9 protein-coding genes are annotated in these 19,788 nt (G+C 54.3%); 6 read left to right on the plus strand and 3 right to left on the minus strand.

Features of this window, described 5'->3' with window-relative positions; all coding sequences use genetic code 11:
- Positions 1 to 13 precede the first annotated feature (13 nt).
- The 5 genes from avs3a (at position 14) to ALO43_RS25035 (ending at position 12,736) form a co-directional block, all read left to right on the plus strand.
- Complete coding sequence (avs3a, locus tag ALO43_RS25015; RefSeq protein WP_054998274.1) at positions 14 to 6,283, plus strand: AVAST type 3 anti-phage nuclease/ATPase Avs3a; 6,270 nt, start codon at positions 14 to 16, stop codon at positions 6,281 to 6,283.
- Positions 6,261 to 6,998 (plus strand): AVAST type 3 anti-phage proein Avs3b, encoded by a 738-nt coding sequence (gene avs3b / locus ALO43_RS30820; protein ID WP_054998275.1) that lies wholly within the window; start codon positions 6,261 to 6,263, stop codon positions 6,996 to 6,998. Before avs3a ends, avs3b begins: the two co-directional genes overlap by 23 nt.
- Before the next feature lie 464 nt (positions 6,999 to 7,462).
- On the plus strand, positions 7,463 to 8,257 hold the full coding sequence (locus ALO43_RS25025) for a Hachiman antiphage defense system protein HamA (RefSeq protein WP_054998276.1): 795 nt from the start codon (positions 7,463 to 7,465) through the stop codon (positions 8,255 to 8,257).
- Positions 8,258 to 8,298: 41 nt separating this feature from the next.
- Entirely contained in the window at positions 8,299 to 11,244 is a 2,946-nt protein-coding gene (locus tag ALO43_RS25030; RefSeq protein WP_235662574.1) for a DEAD/DEAH box helicase, read from the plus strand.
- A 121-nt stretch (positions 11,245 to 11,365) separates the two neighbouring features.
- A complete protein-coding gene (locus ALO43_RS25035) occupies positions 11,366 to 12,736 on the plus strand; it encodes a hypothetical protein (protein ID WP_054998278.1) in 1,371 nt (456 codons plus the stop codon).
- A 278-nt stretch (positions 12,737 to 13,014) separates the two neighbouring features.
- Here ALO43_RS25035 and ALO43_RS25040 read toward each other — a convergent pair whose 3' ends face one another.
- A complete protein-coding gene (locus tag ALO43_RS25040) occupies positions 13,015 to 14,382 on the minus strand; it encodes an AbiJ-related protein (RefSeq protein WP_054998279.1) in 1,368 nt (455 codons plus the stop codon).
- A gap of 265 nt (positions 14,383 to 14,647) precedes the next feature.
- On the opposite strand from ALO43_RS25040, the gene ALO43_RS25045 reads away from it, so the two are divergent.
- The gene (locus ALO43_RS25045) at positions 14,648 to 15,643 is read left to right on the plus strand and encodes an aldo/keto reductase (RefSeq protein WP_054998280.1); all 996 of its coding nucleotides are present in this window, start codon (positions 14,648 to 14,650) and stop codon (positions 15,641 to 15,643) included.
- Positions 15,644 to 15,809: 166 nt separating this feature from the next.
- On the opposite strand, the gene ALO43_RS25050 is transcribed toward ALO43_RS25045, so the two are convergent.
- Positions 15,810 to 16,406, minus strand: a complete 597-nt coding sequence (locus ALO43_RS25050) for a hypothetical protein (protein ID WP_235662575.1) — start codon at positions 16,404 to 16,406, stop codon at positions 15,810 to 15,812.
- 188 nt (positions 16,407 to 16,594) lie between these two features.
- Positions 16,595 to 19,393 carry an SEC-C metal-binding domain-containing protein gene (locus ALO43_RS25055; protein ID WP_054998281.1) on the minus strand — a complete coding sequence of 933 codons (2,799 nt, stop codon included), beginning with the start codon at positions 19,391 to 19,393 and terminating at the stop codon, positions 16,595 to 16,597.
- Positions 19,394 to 19,788 lie beyond the last annotated feature (395 nt).

Here is a 19,788-nt window from a genome sequence, read left to right on the forward strand (position 1 = left end):
GGGAAGTGTCTAAATGTCCGAAAGCATGCTCGTACGTGCCAGCCGAGACGGCGATCAGTTTCACTACCTTTGGGCCGCGCGCCGTGCACTGCAGCTTCTGAGGCCTCAATCTGGCCTAGTCGCGGTCACAATTGAAGGAGCCGCAACCAGCGAGTTTCCCGGTGCCGAGCAAGTTGAGGTCGGTGATCAACTCATCGATATCGCTGAATATTACGGCGACACTGATCTAGAACACGCAACACTGGTTCGCTACATGCAACTCAAGCACTCTACGCTACGGGTTGATGAGGTGTGGCAACCGAGCGGTCTGGAAAAGACGATTCATGGGTTTGCTGAGCGGTATGCGGAGCTTCAACGAAGGCTCCCTGGCGTCCCTCTACGGGAAAGACTTGAGTTTTGGTTCGTCACGAACCGCACTATCAGCGCCGAGTTTCTTGAGGCGATTGAGGATGCGGCTGCGCAAAGGACTGCTCGGCATCCGGGCAACCTAAGAAAGCTTGAAGCATTCACATCGCTAAACGGTGACGGGCTAGCAGCATTCTGTCAGATGCTCCGATTGGACGGATCGCACGATAATTACTGGACTCAAAGGAACATCCTTTTTCAAGATGTCAGTGGCTACCTACCAGATATGGATGTTGACGCCCCTATTCGTCTCAAAGAGCTGGTCAACCGTAAGGCGTTGTCTGAAAGTGCGGATAATCCATCCATCACTAAAATGGACATGTTCCGGGAGTTGCGCACGGATGAGGCTCAACTGTTCCCAGCCCCATGCCTGATCAACAAAATCGACCAAGTGATCCCTCGCCAACATGAAGATATGATCGTCAGATCCATCATTGAGGCAGCTGGTGTACCTGTGGTCGTACATGCTGATGCTGGTATCGGCAAGTCAGTCTTCGCAACGAATATTGGCAGCAACCTACCTGAAGGCTCGGTAAGCTTGCTATACGATTGCTTCGGTAATGGTCAGTACCGCAGCGTAACAGGCTACCGTCACGGCCATCGGATAGCCTTGGTTCAACTCGCTAACGAGCTCTCTGCACTCGGGCTATGTCACCTCCTGATTCCAACGGTAAATGCAGATATCTCCGCCTACATGCGCGCGTTTATGCACCGTGTAAGACAGGCTGTCTCAATGCTCCGGGCAAAGAATGCAGACGCACTGCTTTGCATCATCGTAGACGCTGCGGATAACGCGCAGATGGCTGCTGAAGAGATTGGCGAGCCCCGATCGTTTGTTCGCGATCTGCTACGCGAACCTCTGCCTGAAGGTGTTCGACTAGTCGCCTTGTGTCGGCCTCACCGGGAGTCTCTGCTCGACCCTCCTCCCCAGGCACTGTCGCTTGGTCTGAGTGCATTCACTGTCGAGGAAACGGCTGCACATTTGCATCAAAAATTCCCGGATGCTTCCGAACACGATGTCGAAGAATTTCACCGGTTAAGCTCACACAACCCACGAGTCCAGGCACTGACGCTATCTCGAGAGCTAACACTTCCAGAAATGCTACGCCTGCTTGGGCCGAATCCGACGACCGTGGACAGTGTCATTGATACGATTCTGGAAGCGTCCATCGCCAAGCTACGCGACACGGCCGGTACCCTCGAGCGAACCCAGATCGATTTGATTTGTGCTGGACTTGCATCGTTACGTCCGTTGGTACCGATAACTGTTCTAGCCGAGATATCAGGTGTGCAGCCCTCGTTGGTTAGGAGCTTTGCTCTCGATCTTGGCCGGCCGCTCATCGTCAATGGAAATACAATCCAATTTTTTGATGAGCCTGCAGAAACCTGGTTCCGTGAACGATTTCGGCCCGGCGCATCTCAGCTGAAGGACTTCATTAATGATCTGGCTAAGCTGAGCTCAACCAGCACATATGTCGCGGGTGTAATGCCGCAACTGATGCTGGAAGCTGGTCAATTCTCTGAGCTTGTGGATCTGGCACTGACGTCTAATGGACTTCCCGACTCTGGCCCGGTTGAGCGTCGTGACATCGAACTCCAGCGCCTCCAATTTGCGTTGAAGGCAAGTTTGCGTATCCAGCGGTATCCTGAGGCGGCCAAGCTAGCTCTGAAGGCTGGAGGCGAAAGTGCTGGCGATGAACGACAACGCGCGCTCTTGCAGGAGAATACAGACCTGGTCTCTGCCTTTATGGACAGTAACAGCGTGCAGGAGATTGTTTCGCGCCGTACCTTCGGATCCGGATGGGTTGGCTCTCATCACGTGTACGAGGCGGCAATTCTTTCCGGTTATGAGGAACTAAGGGGAGAAGCTCGTAGCCGCCTTCGTATGGCTGAGGAGTGGCTGAGTAACTGGGCCAGGCTATCCCCCGAAGCACGGAAAAGTGAGCCTGTGACGGACGAGGATCGAGCCATGATGGCAATTGCTCAACTCAATATCAACGGTGCAGACCAAGCCGCTTTGAACCTGCGGAGATGGAGCCCGCGCTCGATATCCTATACCGCAGGACGCGTTGTAGCGCAGCGCCTACTAGATCATGGACGATATCTACAGCTTGATGAGCTTGCGGTTGCGGCTGGGAATAATATGCCGCTAGTGCTCGCACTGGCGGAGGAAACCAGGAAGCAAAACCGTTTGCTATCCGTAGAGCCGACTCAGCGGATATACAAGCTTTTGGCCCGTCAGCAGATCCGAGCAAATAACAGTGACTCGGATCGTGCACCTCCGTTGCAAGCGATCGTAGCCCTGGTTGAGACTGCGTATTGCCACAAGATTTGCGATTCCCTTGAGGCTCGCGACCTACTAGAGCGTTATCTGCCACTGCAACCGCCAACTCATCTCTCATCACGCCTGGGCGGCAGTCCGACTCCCTATCTACGCGCCTGTGCCTTACACGCAGCTCTATCGGAGAAGCCTCTAGAGTTGATCGAGGTGGCGTCGCCTGAGCTTAGAAAGGAGATGCAAGCTGTCAAATCTCACAGCAAATCGCAGGAGCTTCGGGAATTTGAAGCAGACATTGGCCCACTGCTTCCGTGGGTTAAATTATGGGCGCATTCGTTTACACACCCTGTAGACGAGTCACAGCTTAACGAGGCCATCGTCCAAGCCAAATCGACATCTGCCCAGTTGCAGGTCAATCGATATCGCGAATACCCGCACACAGCTAACGACATCGTGATCTTATGGTTAGACATCCTCCTTACCTCTGGACTGGCTCGGCAGGAAACCATAGCCGAGCTGGTTGCCTGGACGACGACCCTAAGCCGTCCGCTGTTCACCCCGACCCTCAACCGGCTCACACGTCTATTCGCTACTGTTGCTGGAGCTGAAAACCTAGCATTTGAAATGGCTGAGAAGGCAGCGTCAATTCATCGTACTGAGCGTTCTGATGCACGACACTTGGTCGAAGGGCTTGTTGACGTCGCCCGCTCACTGCTCCCAATCAGTACTGTCGATGCCGAGGCTTATTTCAACGAGGCCGTCGAGGTCGCAAGCAAAATTGGTGACGAAAATTTCGCTCGCTGGGAGGCTCTGATTCAGCTGGCTGAACGCGCGGCAAATGGGGCGCGCCCGGCACCAGAAGTAGCTTACAACTTCTCTCGTTGCGCGGAAGTGACTCGAGATTACGTAGACAGAGATAAACATTTCGCGTGGAACGCCACGATAGACGCTCTGACAGGCTTGTGCCCCTCTTCTACATTGGCCATCGCGAGTCGTTGGCGTGACCGTAGGTTTGGGGATGAAAGCAGAATTTTGGAGGTTGCAACCCGCAGGCTCTTGGCTAATAAGCAAATTGAGCCTTTGGACGCCCTCCCCCTGACTGTCTTTCGGGCGGATTGGGACGAAATCGCAATTCTCTTATCGGTACTTGAGGGAGGCGCTGATAGCCAGGTCAAGGTAATAGCTGTTGAGCGTGCTTATCGCTATATGACGCTCAAAACACAGACCGCAGCGAAATGGCAGGCGTTAGAGTCCATCTCGCAATCTCTGGGCGTGACACTTCCGGGTTTAAGCCAGCGCCTGACCAGGACAATCCAGGCTGAGGCATCTGGTGTCCACAGCCCATCCAGCAGTGTTGGCACTCAAACGGGGCGTTCTCGGGATCAAAATGAATGGGACGCTGTGTTTGTAGGTTGTGACCTATCGACATCAACCGGAATATCGGCCGCTCATCAAACATACAGGGCGGGTGAGCCGCCGTTTCACATGGAGTTTTTTTTCAGCGAATGCGTTCAACGCATCTCGGTCGGGCAGCAGCCGTCCTTCATTGAGGCCTTCGCGCATGTTGCGGAATTTCGATTGTGGGATTTACGCAGCTTTCTGGAAACGCTTCCAACCCAATGGACGGCGCGTCCGGCGATTCGCAACGCGCTGGTTAGGATGCTGAAGACTGTGTGCCGACGTCTCTGCATGGAAATCAGGCGTGACCGGTATTACCAGGTTATGCCGTTCGATCTCGCGTATCAGAAATCCGGTATCGGCGAGTTTGAGTTACTGGACGTGATCTTAAGTGCAATCGCTGAGTCGACCGAGCTCGCTGGTTCGGAACGCCTCTTCAGCCTCGTAGGCCTGCTCGCTCCCAAGCTATCCAATGACGAGGCATTGGACGCTTTATCCTACGGCCTCAAATTATTCGACGCAGTTCTGGAGGAAGGCGATGGAGACGGGCCTTGGAATCAGCAACTGTTTCCAGCCGCTTCAATTGAGGGGGCACTGGCTGGCTACATTTGGGCGGGACTGGCCTCGCCGGTAGCAGCCACGCGGTGGGAAGCCGCTCACGCGGTGGTTGGGGTTTGTGCGTTGAACCGACATCAGATCCTTAGCGAGCTGTTCGCCCATGCGGTCAGTGACACAAAGATGCCGTACGGAGACGCTCGATTCGAGTTCTATAGTCTTCATGCTCAACAGTGGTTGTTGGTAGCTGCTTCACGCGCTGCGCTGGAATACCCAGCTGCATTCATCCCGCATCTAGACTGTTTGCTGGTACAGGCTGATCCGAACCAGCAACACGTACTGATTCGACTGTTTGCCGCCCGCTCAGTCATGGCTTTGATCGAGCACAAACTCGTCACTCTCCCCTCGGAACTTGAGCAGCAGTTGGTGAAGATATGCGCAGGTGAAAGCGCCAGCCAGGGCGCTGCTCAGACGCAAAACTCCCTCTCGCAAAGCAATGCTTCCAATAATGACGATCGCAATTTCTCGGGAAGGGACTTCGATCAGTATTGGCTAGCGCCACTTGGTCGCTGCTTTGGCCTGAAACAATCTCAGGTGTGCCGCGAGACGCAGAAGAGTTTGCGCAGCGAATTAGGTTACACAGGCGCACATCGCTGGGATGCCGACCTTAGAAACAAAGCAGAGCTATACCGCTATGAGGATACAAATAGCAGCCACGGTACCTACCCGCGCGTTGATGACCTGAGTTTTTACCACTCCTATCACGCGATGATGATCACTGCCGGCCGTCTATTGTCGACACAGCCAGTAGTCGGAGGTCATGATGAGTCGAATGAAAATAAGTTTGTAGAATGGCTTTCTCGACACGATATTGCGCGCACAGATGGAAGATGGCTTGCCGATAGACGAGACCCGGAACCTGCTATCCGATATGACTGGCCGCAGCGGGATGAGGCTGATGCTTGGCTAAAATCTATATCAGCCCAGGACTTTGAGCGTGGCCTCTATCCCACCCCAGGCATGCTCACGATTTGGGGCCAGTGGTCTGGGGCCGACGTCAATCATTCGGAGGCAATCTCGGTGCATTCAGCACTGGTATCACCAAGCACATCAGCGTCTCTGCTGCGTGCGATTCAAACCGTAGAACACCCGCACGACTTTCGAATCCCTGGCGTCGACGACGAATTGGAGTTCGCCACTCCACCCTATGTGCTCAAAGGGTGGATACAGAGTCGGCACCATGAATCGGGGCTGGACAGAAGCGATCCTTGGGCCGGCAATATTGGCTTTCCAGCTCCCGAACCGGCGGCGTATGTTGTTGAACTCATGAACATGTCGACTGACCTTGATCGCAGGATATGGTTGACGACCTCATCCTCAGTGCCTGTCATGCGCTCTCAGACGTGGGGGTATTCCCCAGACGATGAAGGTTCTGATCAAGCACAAGGTGTTCGGCTAGAGGCGTCCATGTCCTATGTTATTGAATTTTTAACAGCAGTTGGCAAAGACTTGGTCGTAGAGGTTGAAGTCGAAAGAACTGCTCGCCACCAAAATTACCGAGATCCAGTCGCAGATGAACTCCAATACATCTTACCCAGCAACCGAATTTACATCTTCAGAAGTGATGGAACCGTCCGAACGCTCTAGGGCTATCTTGGCGCTCGGAAAAAAACTGGTGGCAGAGCAAGGACTTGAGGACTCTGTTGACACGCTAGGTCGCTGGATGGCCCACCACATTGCCGAGCTCATTCAAGAGGCTGAATCAGCCAGCGATGACCACCGCCCCACCAAAATGGCAAACGCTCGTGAAGCCGTATTAGCATTTTGGGCTCACCGGCACGCGCTACCATCGGGACGCAGCCCTTTTGCAGGGATGGAGCCGATCCTTGATGTTTTAGAAGGCCTAGATCCTGACGGGTCGAACTATCGATATTTCTCTCCATCCCATGCTCCGAGCGAGGGTGACAAAGAGTCGGAGGAGGTTTATGCCAACGTAGCAATGGCGAAGATCGTTGACCGGGCATCAAGAATAGCCATCGACTTTTACCTAGCCGAGGCGGCGCGAGGGGCTCTCGACACATCAAAGGAGTGGGTTCAGTTGGCGACCGAGGCGGGAGCGGACGACGGGCTGGATATCACTTTAATAAGAATGCTCACTGACAGAGAAGATTTGACCAATGGATCGAATCCCAATGGTGAGCGCCGGCGTCTCCTCAATGACCGAAAACTCAACATGGAGGCCTTGCTCGCTGGAGCTTCGGATGCTCTGGCCGGCATCAATGCACAACTTGCCGAGTTGCCCGCTGATGATCAAGACGCTCAAGATGACTCCGAAATCAGCCTGCCAACAGGCGGAGATTGACGTCAGCATCTGGCGACCTCAATCCTGTACTCGCGCTCAAAACCGACGCTGGACGCTAACGAATTACGTTAGAAAGCATAACGTCTGTAGCGCTAGCTGAGGCAAATCGCGTGCATTAAACGACCAATCATCGCGTTTGCTGGCGGTGAGCGAAAATCCCTGCGATCCTGGCAGCTTTGCGCGGTCGCTGGATTTCCGGGCTTGTTACTGACCAACAAACGGCAATGCAGCTGGCCACCTTGTAACCGAGGCTTCTCTGCTAGATGTTACGGGAGGCCATTGACCATTTCGTCTGATGTTTTAGGTGGCTCTGATCCTCCCTCATACAGAGCAGCAAATAGTTCTCGAAACGCTGGGAGGTCACTGGTGATTTATAGATCCAGCATGGCAAGATGGCGGTCAGCTACCGCCGTTCAGTTTCGAGCACGCCATACCGGCATCAGCGGTAAATATGGATCGCAATCATGGATGATCTCCTGTTCGACTTCGGCAATGCCGTGCCTTGGTTTCCGCACAGCCAAGAAGATCCCTACGTTCTAGTTCGGATGAGTGCCGCGCATGTCGCGCTCCTGCAAGCGACGCTTGCCGAGCCATTGCGTCGTTGCTACATCACTGATGACCTACTCCACCGTTCCGCCGCGCGCACCGGACTGTCGCTTGCTGAAGTTCTCTCCAGCAAGCTTCCGGATGCAGGATCAACCATGGCTGGCGATTTTGGTGAGGTGCTAGGTTATTTCTATCAGTCAGCCAAGGAGCATCCGGCCGAAGCGATAGGCCCCAAGAAATGGCGGCTCAAACAGGATAGGACTAAACCGGCCCCCAAATCGGATGTCATCCATTTCCTGATGCCCGATCACCCCAATGCGAGCGCGAACGATGTCATCCTGTGCTCCGAGGTTAAGCTCAAATCCACTTCTGCTCCGTCAAATCCCATAGCCACCGCAATCAAGGACTGTGAAACGGATCGGGTAAGCCGGCTTGCCAAGACCTTGGTTTGGCTGCGCGAACGATCCATTACTGAAGATCTTGGTGATGTGAATATTCCGCTGTTGAACCGCTTTATCAATGCGGTTGACGCTCCATCTGCGACCAAGCGCTACCGCGCCGTTGCCGTCATCTGTGAAAGCTTGCTCACCGCAGAACTCGCGACTGCACCCACTACAGCAAGTGACGATTTCACCCTAGTCGTTATCTCCGTTCCAGACCTACACGCCACCTATAACGCCGCGTTCCAAGCTGCACGCGCTTCGGTGATTTGACTATGCGAGCCGCACTTCAAACGTGGATCAATAACGCAGACATGGCTCGTCATCTTGGTCATTTCTCGATAACACAGATGCCGATGGAGCTCGCACGCATCAGCAATCGGCTTGAGGATTACTACATATCTCTGGTTGGTGAACTTTTCGAGGCGGCTCGCGGAACAGACACTTCTAGCGCTGACTGGGCTCAGCTAGGAAATGCTTTCCTTCAGTTCTCAAAAGAATTGCCATCGGTGCAATTGGTACAGCTGGGAATCGCCCAAGACGAGGCAGCCCTGTTCGCAGCTGCAGCATTCTATTTCGGAGATTTCCCGGCTTCCGCCTACCTCGCCATGCGCCAATCGGCCATCCCTGACTCACCTCAGAGCTTGAGAGCTGCTTGCTACGACTTTTTGGCACGTCCACTGCAGCTGCGATCTGCGGCAGCACATGCACTGCAGGAACACTTGAGAACCGGTAATTTGGTGGCCCTCGCCAGTGATGTCGAGGCGGCCGTTCAGGTCGAAAAAGATGCTCTGCTGGAAGGGCCAGACGCTTGGGTTGCCGCTGCATTGCTCAGTAAGCTCCTTACTCGATTCCATGCATCAAATGTCCGTGCGGTGTTACCCCAAGGCGCGAATCCATTCTGGACACCACTGGTCAACTCCTTCCTTGATCGCAAGCCATCGACTTGGGAGTTTTTCCCTTCGCAGATACAAGCCATCCAGGGTGGATTGCTCGAAAACAACCAAAGCTATGCTTTGCAGATGCCCACCGGCGCGGGCAAAACAACGCTGTGCGAAACCTTGCTTTACTGGCACCTCAACTTGAATCCGCAGCATGTCGCAATCATGGTTGTGCCTTATCGCTCGCTGGCATCTGAGCTAAGAAGCTCACTTGTACGCAGACTCAACGCAATGGGTTTACCGTCTCGCTGCGCTTATGGTGGCACCGTCCCTTCGCGGGACGAGATGCACGGGTTGGAGCAAATACGCGCATTGGTCGCCACTCCCGAATCATTGTCCGGAGTTCTCAGCGCTGACCCATCGTTCGCCCAACGTGTATCGCTGGTGATCTGTGATGAAGGGCATCTTCTGGATAGCTCAGGTCGTGGCATTGGGCTCGAATTACTTCTCGCACGAATGAAAGCACGCGTCATCAATCCGATCCGCTTCGTGTTCATGTCAGCGATCGTTCCCAACATCGAAGAAATCAACGCGTGGCTGGGGGGGAACGAACAGACGGTTATCAGAAGCACCTATCGACCCGCCATTGCCGAATTTGCAGTGTTGCGCTCTAAGGGGGCGGGCGCGTCAAAATCAGTTCGTCTCGACATGCACCCTCATGAGCCCGATCAGCGCCAATATGGTATTTACGGTTTTCTGGATCGAAGCCATTTTCAGTACATAAACCCCGCCACAGGCCGGAACAAAACCTACACGTTCACCTCAGTTAAGACGCTTGCGATTGCAGCGGCCCGCAAGGTCTTAACGATGGGAACCACTGCGGTTTTTGCAGCGAATAAAAGAGGAAATCAAGGGGCGATAGGATTAGCTGAGGAGCTAATCGCCCAGTTATCTTTTCCGCTTTCACTGCCCAACCCGATCGCTTTTGCAAACCTGGAAAAACTGGAAAGTCGAATCAATTATTTGGAGGCTGAATTTGGCTCGTCTTGGATTGGGGCACGATCAGTAAGAAATGGAGCAGTCCTTCACCATGGGGACATTCCCCAGGAGACCCGCGAGGTGCTCGAGGAGTTGCTGCGCGAGCGCCATATCCACCTCGTTATTTGCACAAGTACGCTTGCTGAAGGTGTGAACCTACCTATCCGATCCTTGGTGCTGTATTCGGTGCAGCGGCGTCAAGGCAAGGGCAAACCGGTAGATATGCTCGCAAGGGATATCAAAAACCTTGTAGGGCGCGCTGGACGCGCAGGTGCCAACACCAAAGGGCTGGTCATCTGCGCCAATGCCGACCAATGGAGTCTAGTTGAGCCGGTGGCGACAGCCGGCCCCGGCGAGACTCTGAGGGGCGCATTGCGCACACTGATCCGGAATCTGGAAAATCACTTATCAATCCACAATATTGTCCTTACCAATGAGTTCTTAGAGGCCAATGCCGTTATTCATCCTCTTGTGGACGGAGTGGATTCGACGCTGTTGGAGCTAATTGGGGAAGAGCTTGGGGACAACGATTTCGTCAGGCTGGCCACGGATCTGGCCTCACACACATTCGCGGCGCATCAGCAGCCACCCGGATCTGCCGGCACCTTGAGATCTGTGTTCGAACTCCGAGCTGTACGTCTGCTGTCTTTACGTGCGCAGGGCAAGCTCGCGTGGATCAAAGAGACGGGTACCAAGGTTCGGCTGCTCGCATCTGTAGAACAACTATTGCTTCCAGCCCTGGCGGATTGGTCAGCGCCAATGGATCCCTCCTCAGATGATCTTCGAACCACGATTCTTGAATGGGCATGGCAGGATCAAGAGCTGCAGAGTGATGTGAAGTCCGCGTTCCGGCTTGATGAAAATCAGCACCCCGTGACGGTAAAACCTAAGTTTTTTGAAATCGTGCGTCTGTGGATGGCGGGGGCATCGTTTTACGGAATCGCTGAATCAACGCAGTTGAAAGTCGATGACCTGTTGGCGGTTCACTCGCGCGCGACATCATATTCGCTGGAGAGCATCGTAGAACAAGGCATCACCCTCCTCTCTCGTATTTTGCTGGAGCGTGGAATCGTCATTCATGAAGGGGTGACGGCATTTACCGAACACCTTAAGTTTGGTGTGCCTTCCCGTGAGGGGAAGCTTTTCGCGACCGCGGGTGTAAGACACCGCAGAGCCTACGTCATGTTAGGTGATGTCCATAAGCGTGATGGCACCGTCGTTGATCCGTCAAACGCCAAAGCAACAGCCCTCAGAGCCATGAACGCTTTTCCAGAGCAGTGGCATGCCGTGTTGGGCGACCTGGTCTACAACAACACACTCGTCGACCTCGGCAATCTGTGAGCGTTGGGCCCTGATATGTGATGGGCCATTTTTTGTAATTGCTAACGCTACTCGAGTCTGACGAGCTCAGGCCAAGAGCACAGCTTTCAACCATCATCTCAATGGCAGGACATGGATATTTATGGACATTGGCTTCGTCGATTTGGACATCTTAGTAACCCAAATTCGCAATTCAGCTTCAAAACGGTACTTCCTAGATGCCGTAAAAGCCTACAAGGCCGGCGCACTTCGAGGGTCTCTCACCTCGTTATGGGTGGCACTTGCCTACGATCTGATAGCTAAATATCGCGAAATCAGCGCTGAAGGCGACGCAGCAGCTACCGAGTTCATCAGGCAATGGGATGCCGCGACGGTGGCAGACAATATCCCAAAGTTGCTCAGCCTAGAGGCTGAAATACTTGATCACGCCGCGGATACGACCCAGGTCATTGATGGGATTGCCAAGCGGCATCTGGGGCGTCTACGGCAAGATCGACACCTGTGCGCACATCCGGCGTTCTCGGCCGAGGCAGCGCTTTTTGAGCCATCACCAGAACTGGTTAGACTTCACCTGGTAAACGTCATTGATTGCGTTCTGTCTCGTGAGCCTCGCCAAGGCAAAGCGATTTACGAAATCTTCAGCCTGGATGTCCAGTCCGCAGGATTTCCGGCAGACCCAGACCGTGTCCACAACTACGTAGATCAGCGCTATTTGAAGCGAATCAAGATACAGAATGTGCAGAACTTCGGCACGGTATTAGCCAAATCACTATTGAAGGGCGTCCCACCAGAATGGGAGGCTCACCAGGCAAAGATTTGCCATTCCTTGATAGCCTTACGTGACCGAGCGCCTGATGCATGGCCTGATCTGTCTACGACGATTTCACGGTTGATTGATAACTCCGAGCCGCTGACTCGCCCGCGGTCAATAGCATTTCTAGCAGCGTTACCTGCTTTCTGGAATCAATTGCAGCCGGCCACACAAACCGCACTGCAAGAAACCGCGGCAAATTTTGATCCGGCCAATGCGCCTGATTTTCGAATATTGGCCGGCGTTTCAGTCCCCGCCTTTCGGCAGGCGCTGCTGGACGCAATCGACAATATGGATGAAGACCAACTGGTGCTAGCGATCGCTATATCGCCAGTATCTGAACTATGGGTTCCGGCCGTCAAATCCTATGGAGAATCGGGTAGCTTTCGTGGGTCAGAAGGAAGGTTCAGAAGGCTGCTAGCTCCATTTTCTGGACACCTAAGTAGCGGGCAGCTCGATATGCTGCTGGATAAGCTCATGACCAACTCCCAATGCTGGGATGCTGGCGCGACACCCGGATTTTTGCTCGGTTTGCTCCGGGATGCAGGGGTTCGGAATCTTCCCACTGACGATGCGAAAAATCGCTTCTACCAGCAAGTTCGTCGTAGAAGGGCGGAAGCCCAGTATGTTGATGTTTTAGAGCTTTTCGCTACCCACGGGTGGGTGCGCCCTGCCCCAGAAAACGTAGATGAAGACGATTGAGGCAATTGGACTGATGAATCGACCGATATCGATCGGTTCAGCTCCTAAAGAGACGCCTACTTAGGGCAAGCGCTTTGATAGCAGAGTGGTCTTCGACCTCCTGCTGTCAAACATCGACACCTGCAATGTGCTCGTCCGGCAAAGTCATCTCTTCGACATTGGAGGTTAAGTACAAGGTAGGCACCAGTCAGGAACTTTCCCGGCGAGGCAATGCAAAAGGATAGCTAGCGTCAGCGCCAGACCGCAGCTCGGTGGCACGGTTACCCCCACCCTCCGTGTCATCCAAGCAGCGAGTAACGTCTGAATAGCGCGCGGTAGAAGTCGATGAGCATTTGGTCGGCATCAGGTCGTCCGAGTTCCTCCGCACCAAAACGATAAACCTCGCAACCGACCAGCCTGAGTGCTCGATCCGCTGCCATCATTTCTGCATAGAGCTTTGGACTCGCCTTTCCGTTTTCCGAATAGTGGTGCTGGCCATCGACCTCTATGACTATTCGCACACCACCAGGAAGCAGGATGAGAAAATCCATCCGGCATCTGAGCAGCGCCTCTTTCCCGCGGTATTTAAATGTCTGCGGATCCCAGTGAAACCAGACCTCAGGGACGAGCGCAGGCAAATTCGGGATGTCTTTCTGAAACGCACGGAAAAAACATGTGAACGCTAGGGCTTGCGGCGGTGAGTTTTCGGGCAAGCTAGCCTCTAGCCGGCGGTATAGCGCTACTTTGGCATCCTCTACGGCGAGCCCACGGGTGTGCGCATACCAAGCTTGCAGATCCCTCCAAAGAAGCCCCTCCGATCCGATAGGGCGATCGTACATGAGGACATCTTCTGCTCCTTGAACGATCTCGATGTCGTTGTCCAGCGCATTTCCTAAGCGCAAGTCTGGCTTTTTTCGGGAACCGAAAATAAGGTTTTTCGGGGAGGCCTGTGTTGCTCCACCGATAGCGACCAAAGTAGACGTGAGGTAGCCGTCCGCGCCATTGGACGTATAGAAATGAATGCCGCACGGCTTCAAGGCGGCGTCCACAGCTCCAATGAAAACCCGCTGCTGAGACTCATCGGGCCTGACCGTCGAGGAAGCAAGTGCCTCCACGAATCGACAGAATCGAGCATCAGTGCATTTGTATGCACCGAGCCTGTCGAAAAGGGCCACAGCGTCCCAGTCTGGGTTGTCGATGTAATGACGAATAATCTCGTCACGCAGGGTTGGCGTCTTGTTCGCGAAGTCTAGAAAAGGCCGGTCATCAATCTGCCAGAATGTACTCAGCACCTCCTCAAACCCTGCCCGATCCAAAGCCAAGTCAACTTGCTCGAGGCTTTTTGCCAGATCTCGTCGGTATCGCGCAGGAATGGTTGGGCTAGTCCCGTCATCCCACAACAGTTCTTGAAGGACATCCCGTTCACGTTCCGGTAATCCAATGCTCTGCAAAACACGTTGCACGGCTTCGATCCGCTGATCGTCGGTGGCTTTTAACACCGCACCTGCTAAATGCTGTCGCTTGCTGGGACTGCCGGGGTTGTCTGGCAGGCCAAGTTTGGCCAAGAGATCCGGGATCTTGGCATCACTCTGATCATCTTTCCGATCACCTAGGATAGCGGCGAAAGACGTGCGAAGGGTTGCGAGATTTTGCTGCGTCCGAGCCATAGTCAGCATTTCGAAAGATGTGGGATGAGGATGCTACCACTGGGGAGAAATGGTTGAGTATCGCCATTGAGAGGCCCACCTGAGCAGGCTATGGGCCCTCCTCCAAGACAGCTCTCGATCCATCTGCCGTGTTTGATCGATGCGTGAACAGATATACCCTTGGGGCACCTAAGTGTTGGTGACAGTTACTATAGGGCACGTGAACTGCCACAACGCCCACCAGCGAGTAGGTCGAACCTAATCCAGATCAAGGGGAAGAGCGCTAATGAAGTACGTCAAACTGGGCACAACTGGACTGGACGTTTCCAAGCTGTGTCTCGGGTGTATGACTTTTGGCGATCCGGATGCCGGTACTCATCCATGGACGCTTGGAGAAGACCAGAGCCGGCCCATCATCAAGCATGCGGTTGAGCAAGGCATCAATTTCTTCGACACCGCCAACAGCTATTCCGCTGGCACCTCAGAGAGCATTGTAGGCAAGCTTCTCAAAGAGTTTACCCGCCGGGACGAAGTCGTCATCGCAACGAAAGTCTTCTACCCAGCAAACATGTGGGAAGGCTCTACAAGGCCCAACGAAAAGGGGTTGTCCCGAAAAGCCATCATGGCCAATATCGACGCCAGCCTGAAACGGCTAGGGACAGATTACGTAGACCTTTTCCAGATCCACCGATGGGATTACGACACTCCGATCGAGGAAACCATGGAGGCCCTGCACGACATCGTGAGGGCCGGTAAAGCTCGTTACATTGGCGCGTCATCCATGTACGCCTGGCAGTTCTCCAAAGCCCAACACACCGCTCAAGTGCACGGCTGGAGCAAGTTCGTGTCGATGCAAAACTTCGTCAATCTGCTCTACCGCGAAGAAGAGCGAGAGATGATTCCGCTGTGCCTTGATCAAGGGGTAGGCCTGATGCCGTGGAGCCCACTGGCGCGAGGCCGCCTTACGCGACCTCATGGTCAGCAAACCGAACGCACTAAAACCGACATTTCCGGCCAGTCATTCTTCCAAGCAACCGAGATTGAGGACGGTCGGGTTATCTCAGTTGTAGAGCAGATCGCTAAAGAGAGAGGCGTGCCCATGGCTCAGGTAGCGCTGGCCTGGGTGCTCGGGAAGAAAGGAGTATCGGCACCCATCGTTGGCGCGTCGAAGCCTGCGCAACTGGACGATGCCATTGCGGCACTCGATCTCGTGCTAAGCGAGGAAGAGATCGCCCGCTTGGAGCAGCCCTACGTCCCTCACGCAGTAACTGGGTTTTCCTGAGCACACTTGCCCCATTCATCACGGTCTTACCTACCCTGATGAATGGGCTCATTTGCAACACCAATCAGGCGAAGCTTGCAGGTTCAAGTGAGTTGATCCAGTGGATCGCAGCCCGCTTGGATAATCAGTTCGAATAACCTCCCATAGTGAAGCCGCCCTTCGATCGTCAATCGGCTCCGGGTTTACCCTTCACGCGCTTTGATGAGATAAGCGCGTCGAAGGCTTCTTGAGTCGAATATCCCTCACGCAGTTTCCCCGCCAAAAACTCCGCATCCAGCCCTGCTGGGTCAAACGCTTCGCGAGCATGTCTGACCAAGGCCAACCATAGCTCCCAAGGAAGGGCCGCATGCTGAGCGTTACGGCAGCGATAGCTCGGGCGCGTCAACAACGCCGGCTCACGCTCAACGAGCGTATCGCACAGGCGTCGTAGCACCTGGAACACTGAGTCGCTTATGCCGATGATACTGGGATGCACCTGGACAGAGATTGCCTGAATCGTTGCTTCAGGGTTGAGAGCATGAAGCCCCGCCAAGCGAAGAACCTCAGCTTCGAACGCCTCAATACCGACAGAGTCGGCTAACCGCTCTATGACCTCAAGCTCCGCCAGATTCTGGCGCTCCAGTCCTATGACGTGCTTTTCCATAATCGACTTACGCCCTTGCAGCTGATGCATCATCCACGCCCCTGCCCGGTCGAACTCCTCCATCATCTCAGAGAATTCGGCGTCGTTCAGTGGTACCAGCTGCTCTGTATTGCCGGGCATCATGTCCCTCTAAGTGACTGAACCTTTGAACGCTAGGTATGCCAACTATCTGCAGATCTAAGCTCCCGAACAGGTTACCACCAAACACTCACCCGTCGGCAGCGCCCCCTCAGGGGCCCTGCCTCGTTGATCTTTGAGATCAGGTACGAATGGGGTTGAGGGGCGGGCCGTCTGGCTGAGCGCCCCGTTTATGCGCCGTGGCACTTCTTGAATTTAAGCCCCGATCCGCAAGGGCACCGTTCATTGCGTGCTACCCCAACCATTGTTTGCCTAGCTGCCACACGTTTAGCTTCGCTGATGATACCGGCGATTAGGGCAGTTTGACCCTCGAGTTCATGCCTTTGAACCACGTCCAACCCTTCTAGGTAAGGCTCCAAGCGGTGCATTTCAGCAATAGCCCCTCGGTGATCGCCACACCACGCCAGGATCACCGCATACTGACTACTGACCTGCACCATCCGCGCAATCAGGCCTGCTCGGGCAACAACTGGCAGAACATGCTGCTCCATGACTTCTCTGGCGCCCTGGAAGTCTTTCACACCGACAAACTCATCAGCCAGATCCTGTCCCACCCGAACGATCGACTCATACCCCTCTACCATCCCGTAGAATTTCATAGCATGGATACGTTGCAGAGGGGCATGCAACCCCTGAGCCTCTCGGGCTTTGGCGTAGACCTCCAGAGTATCGGCAAGATGCTTGATGTGCTCATGGACGTCAGCCGGTTGTTTGATGACCGTCCAAAGGACATCCGAATTCTTGCCCATGACGGCGTTAGGCGTCAGCCCCAGAATTTCAAAATACTCATCAGCTACTTTTTTACACAATGCCTCAGCTTGCTTGTTTTTCTTGAGCTTCCACAGGGCAACAGCATGGTTGTAGTCAAATACCCGTTGGTGATCTGCATCAGGTATTTTTGGTGCGGCGTACGCCACGGCCCGCGTCACCTCATCTTCATGACCTTGGTCTGAAGCAAACAGGATTTTCCTCATTGCCCATGCGATCTGCTCGCGAAATCCGAATCCGTGCACATCGAGCAGTTGCTCCATTGCGGACAACGGATCGCTGACTTCGTCGAAGCGCCCTTCGCGCATGAATGAAAACACAAGGCCATCGAGCGCCCAGAAAGCCTGATGAGGATTCAGACCACCATCCTCAAGCGCCTGCTTTAAGCTGGAGGTGATATCGACCGATACCCCCATCTCGTAGAACAGCTCCTCGCCTGCCAGCCCAATGAGCGTCATCACGTCGTTGAGTCTGATGAACACCCGCGTAAGAAGTGAAAACCGCGAAGTATCACGGTGCCTTTCTAGGCTCTGGATCAGCAGCTCCTTCAGCGCCAACAACCCAGCGGTGATCACACCTTCCCCCATGAGCTCCAAGTGTCGTAGACCTAGTGCACGGATGGCATCATGGACTTTGAGTGTCTTGGCGCCAAAGACCTCAACTGTCCCTGTCGCCTGGATTTTTCTGATGGCCGCAGCTGCCCCGCCCTGTGACAACTTAAGCGTGGCCGATAGCAGGCGAACGACCTCGTCATGCGTGAGCCCCGTATCTGCAAGGCTAACGACAGCTAGGGCGTTCTGGGTCACCTGGTCATAACCATCGTAAACACGAGCCAAGATAACTTCTTGAGCCGTTTCCACCACGTTCGCTTGCTGAGCTAGATCAGCGCAAAGCGCCTCGATGTCTCCTCCGTATTCTGATAAGGCAACCGTAATGGCGCTATCGACGTATAGGGGCAGTCCGCCTGAATAGATCCGTAGTTGTTCGAATGCTTGGGCACTACCGAACGCGCCCGCTGTACTAGCCACCCGAGCTACTGTGTCGATATCCCACCCCGGCAGCGTCTCACGCCGCAATGCCATGACCGCTTCGAGCTCGCGTATATTTTCATGTGGCTGACAGAGAAGAATGAAGCGGATATGGCGAGTCGCGTTCAGAAGATCTCGCAGATTTGCGACGGGAATGCGATGGGCATTGTCGATTACGACGACCAAAGGAGCGCCAGATTGCTCCATAAATCGATCAAACGTTGTAATCGCCTCGTAACCGCTAGCGCCTGGTAACAGGATTTGCCGGATGCCTTCCGGGTCTCGCTTGGAATACTTTGAAGCTAATTCCCGGACGAGTGAGCTTGCAATAGCGGGCCCAGGTAGATCACCGACGTCGTAGTAGGCACATGGTTCTGGGCTCAGCAGTGCAGCATGGGCTGCCCACGTAGTTTTCCCCGCGCCCGACAAGCCGCAAATGATGCGAACCCGCTCATCCGATATGAACGTAGGCTCGTTCTGCTGTGGCCTGTATGAGGCGAGCGGCGTGGGAAAATCTTGCAGTTGCACAATCAACTGCTCAAAAAGGCTCGGAAGCTCCGAGCTACGGAACACGTGTCTGATGTTTCCGTCCCCGGCGGCAGATGCCAACATCACCAAGCCAGCCATTTTCCAAGTCAGAGCAGAAGGCGAAAGGAGTGAGAAATTAAGTTTTTCAGCCTGGGTCACGCACCATTGCGCGGCCTCTTCTAAAGTCGACCACGCAGGTGGAAGGTAATCTGGGCGCGCGGCTTTCGACTCTGGGTAAAGGTAAATCATGTCCGAGGAGGTCTTGTCCTCATCCACTTCGTTCTGCAGGGTTTCTCCGAGCGGTTGGTTAGCAACGATCACGAAGAATGGTTTCCCTGCGCGCAGCCCTGGCCCGTCCTCCTGCCGGATCAGCTCGAACCGCTCCAATGCGCCTGCGGCGTCGCCAGGCATCAGGGGGCGGGAACGTGTCTTAACCTGGACGTACACCCGGCCGGCATCAGTGCTGAGCTCCACGTCCTCATCCAACTCGACCAGAACCTCCTTCACTCCAGAGGCTTGAGCCAGAAAGAGGCAGCCGACAGCGTACAGATGCTGATAGAGAAACCCCCGATGTACGGATTCGATCCGCTTAAGTTGCGCGGGATCAAGCACGAGATCGGGATGTGTCTGGTCATTCGATTTCATAGGATATCCATTCCAGGATTCAGTAGAAAATGTTCGTTATGCGGGTGTTCAGAGCGCCGCTTTCTCCGCACCATTTCAGGGGCATTCCGCTAAGCACTAGGCGATTCAAGAGCCCTCAATCAACAATGCCAAGGTTGCAACTATTCCGGAGCCTCGGCTCTACGGAGCTCAATAAGCATGCCTATATTTGGGCATGCTCATCGTAAAGTGCAGCTCTGACAAAGACAGAACCTCGCTTATGATTGCCATATGCCACCAGCCAAATCAGAATACGTCAAAAGGAGATTTGGCTAGGTGATGTCCATCATGGAAAGAATGCTGTTACGCGCGTTAAACCTCGATGCGACCATCGCCCTGCGCAGATTCGTCGTGGGTCGCCGCCATTCTTGGCGTAG

The organism is Pseudomonas tremae (assembly GCF_001401155.1).
Classification (GTDB): domain Bacteria; phylum Pseudomonadota; class Gammaproteobacteria; order Pseudomonadales; family Pseudomonadaceae; genus Aquipseudomonas; species Aquipseudomonas tremae.

Bases quoted from the DNA above. Each gene is read 5' to 3' on its own strand.
- avs3a (WP_054998274.1), top strand. From the start codon at position 14: ATGTCCGAAAGCATGCTCGTACGTGCCAGCCGAGACGGCGATCAGTTT.
- avs3b (WP_054998275.1), top strand. From the start codon at position 6,261: ATGGAACCGTCCGAACGCTCTAGGGCTATCTTGGCGCTCGGAAAAAAA.
- ALO43_RS25025 (WP_054998276.1), top strand. From the start codon at position 7,463: ATGGATGATCTCCTGTTCGACTTCGGCAATGCCGTGCCTTGGTTTCCG.
- ALO43_RS25030 (WP_235662574.1), top strand. From the start codon at position 8,299: ATGGCTCGTCATCTTGGTCATTTCTCGATAACACAGATGCCGATGGAG.
- ALO43_RS25035 (WP_054998278.1), top strand. From the start codon at position 11,366: ATGGACATTGGCTTCGTCGATTTGGACATCTTAGTAACCCAAATTCGC.
- ALO43_RS25040 (WP_054998279.1), bottom strand. From the start codon at position 14,382: ATGGCTCGGACGCAGCAAAATCTCGCAACCCTTCGCACGTCTTTCGCC.
- ALO43_RS25045 (WP_054998280.1), top strand. From the start codon at position 14,648: ATGAAGTACGTCAAACTGGGCACAACTGGACTGGACGTTTCCAAGCTG.
- ALO43_RS25050 (WP_235662575.1), bottom strand. From the start codon at position 16,406: ATGCCCGGCAATACAGAGCAGCTGGTACCACTGAACGACGCCGAATTC.
- ALO43_RS25055 (WP_054998281.1), bottom strand. From the start codon at position 19,393: ATGAAATCGAATGACCAGACACATCCCGATCTCGTGCTTGATCCCGCG.